Here is a 9,009-nt window from a genome sequence, read left to right on the forward strand (position 1 = left end):
TGGGCTCGGCGCATCAGTTCGGATTTCGGATCCGTGAAAGTGGTCCCCATATGACACAATATTAGCGCATAGGACACTTTGTGTCATGAAGGTCATGGAAAGGCTTCGGCGGTGACGGCACTACTGCGCGCGGTCCGCAGGCAACGCGGCCTCACCCTGGAGCAACTGGCCGAACAGACCGGGCTGACCAAGAGCTACCTGTCCAAGATCGAGCGCGGCCAGAGCACCCCGTCCATCGCGGTGGCACTCAAGGTCGCGCGCGCCCTCGATGTCGACGTCGGGCGGCTGTTCTCCGACCAGGCGGCCGAGGAGAAGATCGCCGTCGACCGCGCCGAGCAACGCAGCGGCGGTCGCTACCGGGCGCTGGCCTCCACCGTGCTGGGAAAATCCATGTCGCCGTTCATCGTTCGGCCCACCGGTCACCCCTCCGACGATCCCCATCCCGAACACTCCGGCCAGGAGTTCGTCTTCGTGCACGACGGCCACGTCGAGCTGGATTACGGCGACCGGACGGTCACGCTCGGCACCGGCGACAGCGCGTACTTCGACGCGGCGGTGAGCCACAAGCTGCGGTCGATCGGCGCGCGGCCGGCCGAAGTCGTCGTGGTCGCCCACAGCGAGCCGGGGCGCTGACCCGCTGATTTCCCTTGTCCCCTGACTGGGGGACACAAACCAGGCCCGCTCGTGGGATACACGCGGTGCGCAGGTGGAACGCACAATCGACGCGTCGATAGAAATGGTTTATCGACCGACAAAGGAGATTGATCATGTCTCACGAGACTCTGTTCGACGCCAACGAGACCACCTGCTCCGCACTTGGCTTCATCGCCGGCGAGCTCGCCGAATAGGTTCACGCACTCATGTTCCGCAAGGCAGCGAACGGGCATCCCGCCGAACGTCATTCGCGCCGGCGCCGGCAGTACCGCCGCTACTACCAGGGACGCGTCGAGCAGGTCACCCCGGTGGTGGCGTTCTGCGTGACCACCACCTGACCGTCCACGGCGATCTCGCAGTGAAGTTCGGGCGTCGCTCCTGAACCGCAGTCCGGCCAGTGGCACCCGCCGCTGGCGGCGACGAACGCCCACTGGTTCGGGTTTGCCAGGGTTGTGGTGTAAACCAGCGGCTGGTCGGCGGTGAACGCCGTCTGCACGGTGTTGAGGTACTGCGACGAGTTGGCGTTGAAGGCCGCCTGGCTGGGCGGGTCGCTGTTGATGTAGCGGACATTGCCGGTGAGGTTGCCGGTGCTGGTGATCGTGTAAGTGACTTGGTGGCCGGCCGGATCCGCATGTGAGGTGGCCGGTGCCACGAAGCCAGCCGCAACGGCCAAGGCCGCGATCGCGCTTGCCACTGTTCGCACGTTCGTCATATCGAGAACGGTACCCGAATCGTTACCCGCGGCATTCCGCGCCGAAGTCCCTACGATGCATCTATGCCTACGGCCTTCGTCTTGTCCGGCGGCGCCAGCCTCGGATCGATCCACGTTGGAATGCTGCGCGCCCTGGCCGACGAGGGGATAACCCCCGACCTGATCGTCGGCACCTCCGTCGGCGCGGTCAACGGCGGCTGGATCGCCTCGCGAGCCGATGCCGCCGGCATTCGCGGACTCGCCGAGCTGTGGATCTCGTTGTCCCGCAAAGACATCTTCCCCACCCATCCGGTGGCCAGCGCGTTGGGCATGCTGGGACGCCGAACACATCTGGTACCCAACTCCGGTCTGCGCCGGGTACTGGCCGACAACCTTCAATTCGCCCGCCTGCAGGACGCGCCGATCCCGTTGCACGTGGTGGCCACCGACGTCATCTCGGGCACCGACGTGTTGCTGTCGTCGGGTAGCGCGGTCGACGCTATCGCGGCCAGCGCCGCGATCCCCGGCGTATTTCCCCCGGTCAACATCGACGGCCGCGACCTGATGGACGGCGGTGTCGTCAACAACACCCCGGTGTCTCATGCCGTGGCGCTCGGTGCCGACCGGGTATGGGTGTTGTCCACCGGCTACTCGTGCGATCTGCCCGCGACTCCCAAGACGGCACTGAACATGGCGCTGCACGCCATGACAACCGCCGTCAACCATCGCCTGGCCGTCGACGTCGCCCACTTCGAGCAAGCCGTCGACCTGCGGGTTATCCCGCCGCTGTGTCCGGTCGCCATCTCCGGCCTGGACTTCTCCCACGCCGCCACGCTGATCGAGCGCTCGCACGCGGAAACCCGGTCGTGGTTGTCGGCCAATCCCCCGTCCATCGGCCAGGCCGCCTTGCTCGAGCCGCATCGTCATTAAGGGGTTAGTGCGGTGAGCGACGACAGCCGGGGCATCAGCCGGCGCAGACTGCTGACGACGGCGGCCACCTCGGCGCTGCTCGGCGGTGTCGGAGTGGGCGGGGCTTCGGTGCTGTGGTCGCGGCCGTCGGGTCCCGGCGTCTGGTATCAACCCGATCGAAGCGGGGCGCCGCCGGTGGGCGGCCTGCACCTGCAATTCGGCCGCAATGCCGCCACCGAGGTGGTGGTGTCCTGGCACACCACCGACGCCGTCCGCAATCCACGCGTCATGCTGGGCACGCCGGCCTCGGGGTTCGGCAGCACCGTGGCCGCTCAAACCCGCACCTACCGGGATGCCAAGTCCAACACCGAAGTTCGCGTCAACCACGTTCGGTTGACCAACCTGACGCCGGATACCGACTATGTGTACGCCGCCGTGCACGACGGCGCCAATCCGGAACTGGGCACCATAAGAACCGCGCCCAGCGGACGAAAACCATTGCGCTTCACCAGCTTCGGCGATCAGGGCACCCCGACCCTGGGAAAGCTGGTCAACGGCAAGTACGTCAACGACAACAACGGAACGCCGGCAGCCGCCGACACCACCAGTGCGATCGAGCGAATGGCCCCGCTGTTCAATCTCGTCAACGGCGACCTGTGCTACGCCAACCTCGCCCAGGACCGGATCCGCACCTGGTCGGACTGGTTCGACAACAACACCCGCTCGGCGCGCTACCGGCCCTGGATGCCCGCGGCCGGCAACCATGAGAACGAAATGGGCAACGGCCCAGTCGGTTTCGGCGCATACCAGACCTACTTCGCGGTGCCCGATTCCGGGTCCAGCCCGGAACTGCGCGGCCTGTGGTACTCGTTCACCGCCGGTTCGGTCCGGGTGATCAGCCTCAACAACGACGACGTGTGCTATCAGGACGGCGGCAGCTTCTACGTACACAATTACTCTGGCGGCGAGCAAAGACGTTGGCTGGAAAGCGAACTCGCGGTCGCGCGCCGCGACCCGTCGATCGACTGGATCGTCGTGTGCATGCACCAGACGGCGATCTCCACCGGTGAGCGGGGTTCTTCCAATGGCGCCGACCTGGGGATCCGCCAGCAATGGCTGCCGTTGTTCGACCAGTATCAGGTTGATTTGGTGGTATGCGGCCACGAACACCACTACGAGCGGTCACATCCGGTGCGCGGCACGCTGGACAGCGCGACCCGCACACCGATTCCCGTCGACACCCGGCCCGGCCTCATCGACACGACGCGCGGAACCGTCCACCTCGTCATCGGTGGCGGCGGAACATCCAATCCCACCAACGGGCTGTTGTTTCCCGAGCCCCGGTGCCGCGTGATCACCGGCGTCGGCGACTTCGACCCCGCGGCCGGGCGCCGGCCACCGATCCGGGTGACCGAGGATGCGCCGTGGTCGGCGTTTCGCGACCGCGACAATCCCTACGGCTTTGCCGTTTTCGACGTCGATCCGGGCCGGCCGGGCGGCAACACGTCGATCAAGGCGACGCACTACGCGGTGACGGGACTGTTCGGCGCGGTGACCTTGGTGGATCAGTTCACCCTGACCAAGCCCCGGGGCGGCTAGCTCAAAACAGCGTCGGCTGTGGCGGTTCCGGCGTTGCGTCGGGTTTTCGCTGGACCGGACGGTGGTCACCGCCCAGCCGATACTTCGCGATCAGTGGTGCCGCACGCTGGCGCAGGGTTTCGCGGTAGTGCGGCGGCAAATACGCTCCGCGCCGGTATAACTCGCGGTATCGGCCGACCAGCTCGGGATGGGCGCGGGCCAGCCACTCCATGAACCAGCCGCGCGTCGACCCCCGCAGGTGCAGGCCGAAAACCGTGACGCCGGTGGCGCCGGCGGCGGCAATCTGGGCCAGCAGCCCGTCGAGGTGCTCGACGGAGTCGGTGAGGTCTGGCAGCACCGGCGCGACCATCACATGACAGTCCAGGCCGGCGTTGCGGATCGCGTCGATCAAGCCGAGCCGGGCCTGCGGGGTGGGTGTGCCCGGCTCGACCTCTCGGTGCAGCGCCGGGTCGCCGACCGCCAGAGACACCGCTACCGACACCGGGACGTGCTGGGACGCATCGGCGATCAGCGGCAGGTCGCGGCGCAGCAGGGTGCCCTTGGTCAGGATCGACAGCGGCGTGCCCGATGCGGCCAGCGCGCCGATGATGCCCGGCATCAGCGCGTAGCGGCCCTCGGCGCGCTGGTAGGGGTCGGTGTTGGTGCCCAGCGCCACGGTCTCGCGTTGCCAGGACGGCCGGTGCAGCTCGCGGCGCAGGACTTCGGCGACATTGGTCTTGACCACCACCTGGGTGTCGAAATCGTTGCCCGGATCGAAGTCCAGGTACTCGTGGGTCGGGCGGGCGAAACAGTAGCGGCAGGCGTGCGAGCAGCCGCGGTAGCCGTTGACGGTGTAGCGAAACGGCAGGGCCGCGGCGTTGGGCACTTTGTTGAGCGCGGACTTGCACAGCACCTCGTGAAAGGTGATGCCGTCGAAATGCGGCACGCGCACGGTACGGACAAAGCCGATCCGCTGCAGCCCCGGCAGGGCCCCGTCGTCGACTGCGATTCCATCGACCGCGACCGCCTGACCAGCCCAGCGCATCCTTATATTCGAACAATAGTTCGATCGCCTGTCAACCCGCGCCAACCTTCTACTGACACGTCATCTCGATACTGACGATTTCTTCAAAACCTCTTGACTGAGCATTGATTCTTGAGTGAAGATATCTGCAACTACTGAGTTTGGAGGCCTTCATGACGCAGGACGTGGGGACACACGGCGACTTACACAGCGAGCGCGGCGCCCACCGCGGTGAGCATCCCGGGCGGTCCCGCGACCCGCTGATCAAAGTTCACGACATCGCATGGCTGGAGTTCGAGAAGCCGGACTTGGATCGCACCGAAACCTTCGCCAAGGCATTCGGCTTCGCCATTGCCGACCGCACACCCGACGGCCTGCGGCTGCGCGGCGCCGACGCAGGGTCGCCGTGCGTACTGGTCCGGCGCGGCCAGCGTTCACGCTTCGCCGCGGTCGCCTTCCGTGCCCAGGACGAAAGCGACGTCCGCCGCGTGGCCGCCGCGACCGGGCGCACGCCGCACAGGCTGCCCCCGCACTTGGGTGGTCTGGCCGTCGACCTGATTGATCCGAGCGGCGTCACCGTGCGCGTGATTGCCGGCACGCACGAGCTCACCTCGTTGCCGGCCCAGACGCCGCACACCTTCAACTTCGGGCCCACGCTGCATCGCATCAACACACCGCAGCGCCCGCTGCGCAAGCCCGCCACTGTGCAACGGCTCGGACACCTGGTTCTGCAGACGACGACCTACCTGCAGACGCTGAACTGGTACCTCGACACCCTCGGGATGATCGTCAGCGACTTTCTGTATCTGCCCGGCCAGCGCGACCGGGGACCCAACATGAGCTTCATCCGCTGCGACCGCGGAGACACCCCGACCGACCACCACACGCTGGCCCTGTCGCTGGGGTTGTCCAACCGCTACGTCCATTCGGCCTACCAGGTATGCGACCTCGACAGTCTGGCGGCAGGCGGCGAATATCTCGCCGAACGCGGTTACCGCCGGTCATGGGGAATCGGCCGCCACATCCAGGGCAGCCAGATCTTCGACTACTGGCGCGACCCGGACGGGTTTATGGTCGAACACTTCACCGACGGCGACATGTTCGACTGCTCCGTGGAACCGGGTTGGGCCCCGTTCAGCGCATCGGGTCTGGCTCAATGGGGGCCCGCGCCCAGCAAAGACTTCCTGGGTACCAGCTCCAAATCCCTGCCGCGCGAGCTTGTTTCATTGTTCGGCGCGTTGCGCACCAACGACTTCGACTCCCGTCGCCTGATCGGCCTGATGAAAGCAGCCAACTCATGACCATCTCCATCCTGCGCACCAGCGACGCCTGGTGGGTCCAAACAGCCAGTGGTGCAGTCAAAGTCGACACCGACGCGGTGAGCACCGGCGAGTTGCTCGCCGACCGCGCCGCAATCGACGCAGCGGCGGCAGGTGATCATGCGGTGCCCGTCGAGAGCCTGCAAGTCATGTCTCCGGTGACGGCGCCGTGTCGGGTAGTGGCCCAGATGACGAACTTCACCTCCCATGTCAAGGACTCGGGCATGAACCCGAAGACCATTCCGCTGACGTTCTTCCGTAAGGCCTCGGGGTCGATCAGCGGACCGTTCGACGACATCGTCAAACCACAGCACGTCCGGTTTCTCGACTACGAGGCCGAAATCGGTTTGGTCATCGGCCGCGAACTCAATGTCGGTGCCACCATTACGGCGGCGAATCTGTCCGACTACGTGGCCGGTCTGGTGGTGGCCAATGACGTGTCGGCACGCGATGTCCAGCTTCCCAAAACGCAGTTCTACGAGGCGAAGTCGTATCCGACGTTCACTCCCGTGGGGCCGGCGCTGGTGTTGCTCAACGCCGACGAGCTCAAGCGCTTCGGCGAGCTGCGGCTGCGGTTACACGTCAACGGCGAAACCCGGCAAGACATGACCGTGGGCGCTGACATGATCTACTCACCGCTACAAGCACTCCAGGCGCTGACCCGCTTTCAGCAGCTTCAGCCCGGGGATTTGTTGCTCACCGGAACTCCGGCCGGCACCGCGCTCAGCGCTCCCCCGAAGCCCGTCGAAGTCATCAGTTCCCTGCTGCCGCCCGCCGTCAAATGGAAGGCCTTCTTCAAACGACAGGCCAACAACGTTCGCTACCTTCACGACGGCGATCTGGTCGAGACGAGCGTATCCACTGACGACGGCACCATCGACCTGGGAACGCAGCGCAACATGGTGGCGTACAAATGAATACGTCACCGGACTCGGTACCGGTGGTCATCGTCGGCGCCGGGCCGACCGGCGTCACCGCGGCGACCCGGCTGGCCCAATACGGCATACCGTCGCTGGTGCTGGACCGCTGGGAAACCGTGTATCCCCAACCCAGGGCCGTACACCTCGACGACGAGATCAGGCGAATCATCGGGTGGCTGGGAGTGGGTGAGGAATTCACCGCGATCACCCGATCCGCACTGGGCCTGCGGCTGGTGGACAAGGATCTGCGAACCCTGGCTCAGTTCGACCGCGATCCGGCACACAGCATCCACGGGTACCCCCAAGCCAACATGTTCGATCAGCCCGAACTCGAAGGCCTGCTGCGATCAAACCTGAAGCGGCACAGCCTGGTTCGCTTCCGCGGCAACGCCGAGGTCACCCAGATCCGCCAACCCGAGGCCGGACGGGTGCAGGTCACGTTCACCGATCGGATCAGCGGCGAGCAGCACGTCGTAGAGACCGGCTTCGTGTTGGGCTGCGATGGCGCCAACAGCGTCGTTCGCGGCGCGATCGGCGTGGCGATGGGGAGTATGCGTTTCTCCCAGCGCTGGCTGGTGGTCGACGTGGTAACTGACGCCACGCTCGAAGTGTGGGACGGCGTGTATCAAGTCTGCAATCCAGACCGCGCAGCCACCTATATGCGTGTGGGCGTCAACCGGTACCGCTGGGAATTCCGGCTGCGCGAGGGCGAGAGCGCCGACGATTTCACCACTGCACAAGACCTCGAGCCGCTGATTTCTCCTTGGCTGCAAGGTGTTTCGGTGGACGGCCTGTCCCTGGTGCGCGTCGCCGAATACACCTTTGGCGCCGGCGTCGCAAACTCGTGGCGGCGGGGCAATGTCTTCCTGCTCGGCGACGCCGCACATCTCACACCCCCGTTCATCGGCCAGGGTATGGGCGCCGGGATCCGCGACGCAACGAATCTGACCTGGAAGCTGGCCGGAGTGCTGACCAAAAACCTGCCTGCCGGCGTGCTCGACAGCTACGAACAAGAACGCAAACCCCACGCCGAGGCCATGATCCGGCTGGCGCTGATCATGGGGTGGTCGATGACGGCCGGCGGGCGGGCCGGAGACGCGGTGCGCGACGCTGTGGTGCCGCGGCTGCACCTCATCCCGGGCGCGCGAGGGCTTGTCACCAATAGCCGGACGCCGGCTCTGCATAAAAGCGCGTTGGTGCGCAGGACGTTTGACGGCCGACGGCTGGCCGGGAAGCTCTGCCCGAATCCTGCTCTGCCGGAAGGAGTTCGGCTCGACACGCTGCTGGGCACCGGGTTTGCCCTCATCACCGCCGAGCCGCCCACCTGCACTCAGCGTGAGCTGCTTCGCCAGCGCGGGGCCGCCATTGTGCACGCGCCGCCGGAGAGTCAGCTGGCGCAATGGTTGCAGCGCGGTGGTGCCACTGCGGTGATCGTGCGGCCCGATCGCACTGTCATGCTGGCCGGCCGCCGACTCAGCGCCCTCTGTGCCGCAATGCCCCGATTTGTATTGCCCCGCAACGACAGTGACAGTTCGACAGGAGATTAACATGCGTAGTGATCCTCGCGGCGTCGTACTTGCCTGCTGCGCAGCGTTGGTAGTCGTCATGTCAGCGGTCGCCGGCGTCAACGTGGCGTTGCCCGACATCGCCCTGGACAAGGGCGCCAGCGCCACCGATCTCACTTGGATCGCGGATGCCTACACCGTCGCGCTCGCGGCGCTGGTGTTGCCGGCCGGCGCGATCGGTGACGACTTCGGCCGCCGGCGCACCCTGATCGGCGGCACCTTGTTGTTCGGACTGGCCAATGCGCTGGCCGCGGCCGCCGGCACTGCGCACACGATCATCGTTGCCCGGGTGATCATGGGCGTCGGCGCAGCGTTCATCATGCCGAGCACGTTGTCGACGATCACCGCC

Annotated in this window: 9 protein-coding genes; 7 read left to right on the forward strand and 2 right to left on the reverse strand. The window is 66.0% G+C overall.

Going from position 1 to position 9,009, the window contains the following annotated elements:
* Positions 1–111 precede the first annotated feature (111 nt).
* The gene (locus tag BST12_RS27755; protein ID WP_083116402.1) at positions 112–633 is read left to right on the forward strand and encodes a helix-turn-helix domain-containing protein; all 522 of its coding nucleotides are present in this window, start codon (positions 112–114) and stop codon (positions 631–633) included.
* A gap of 298 nt (positions 634–931) precedes the next feature.
* Here BST12_RS27755 and BST12_RS27760 read toward each other — a convergent pair whose 3' ends face one another.
* Positions 932–1,366, reverse strand: a complete 435-nt coding sequence (locus BST12_RS27760) for a hypothetical protein (protein WP_083116403.1) — start codon at positions 1,364–1,366, stop codon at positions 932–934.
* Positions 1,367–1,429: 63 nt separating this feature from the next.
* On the opposite strand from BST12_RS27760, the gene BST12_RS27765 reads away from it, so the two are divergent.
* Both BST12_RS27765 and BST12_RS27770 read left to right on the forward strand, forming a co-directional pair.
* Positions 1,430–2,275: a patatin-like phospholipase family protein gene (locus BST12_RS27765; RefSeq protein ID WP_083116404.1), complete on the forward strand. Its 846-nt coding sequence runs from the start codon at positions 1,430–1,432 to the stop codon at positions 2,273–2,275.
* A gap of 12 nt (positions 2,276–2,287) precedes the next feature.
* Positions 2,288–3,853 carry a purple acid phosphatase family protein gene (locus BST12_RS27770; RefSeq protein ID WP_083116405.1) on the forward strand — a complete coding sequence of 522 codons (1,566 nt, stop codon included), beginning with the start codon at positions 2,288–2,290 and terminating at the stop codon, positions 3,851–3,853.
* Position 3,854: 1 nt separating this feature from the next.
* Here the strand turns inward: BST12_RS27770 and BST12_RS27775 are convergent, their stop codons facing one another.
* Positions 3,855–4,877, reverse strand: a complete 1,023-nt coding sequence (locus BST12_RS27775) for an Rv2578c family radical SAM protein (protein WP_083116406.1) — start codon at positions 4,875–4,877, stop codon at positions 3,855–3,857.
* Positions 4,878–5,029: 152 nt separating this feature from the next.
* Here BST12_RS27775 and BST12_RS27780 point away from each other — a divergent pair, with 152 nt between their 5' ends.
* The 4 genes from BST12_RS27780 to BST12_RS27795 all read left to right on the forward strand — a co-directional run.
* Positions 5,030–6,157: a VOC family protein gene (locus tag BST12_RS27780; RefSeq protein ID WP_083116409.1), complete on the forward strand. Its 1,128-nt coding sequence runs from the start codon at positions 5,030–5,032 to the stop codon at positions 6,155–6,157.
* Positions 6,154–7,092, forward strand: coding sequence for a fumarylacetoacetate hydrolase family protein (locus tag BST12_RS27785; RefSeq protein WP_083116407.1), 939 nt, complete (start codon positions 6,154–6,156; stop codon positions 7,090–7,092). The genes BST12_RS27780 and BST12_RS27785 overlap by 4 nt, the downstream gene beginning before the upstream one ends.
* On the forward strand, positions 7,089–8,642 hold the full coding sequence (mhpA, locus tag BST12_RS27790) for a bifunctional 3-(3-hydroxy-phenyl)propionate/3-hydroxycinnamic acid hydroxylase MhpA (protein ID WP_083116408.1): 1,554 nt from the start codon (positions 7,089–7,091) through the stop codon (positions 8,640–8,642). Before BST12_RS27785 ends, mhpA begins: the two co-directional genes overlap by 4 nt.
* A 1-nt stretch (position 8,643) precedes the next feature.
* Positions 8,644–9,009: MFS transporter (locus tag BST12_RS27795; RefSeq protein ID WP_139801996.1), on the forward strand; the 366-nt coding region annotated here is incomplete at its 3' end.

The sequence above is a fragment of the Mycobacterium angelicum genome, assembly GCF_002086155.1.
GTDB classification, from domain to species: Bacteria; Actinomycetota; Actinomycetes; order Mycobacteriales; family Mycobacteriaceae; genus Mycobacterium; species Mycobacterium angelicum.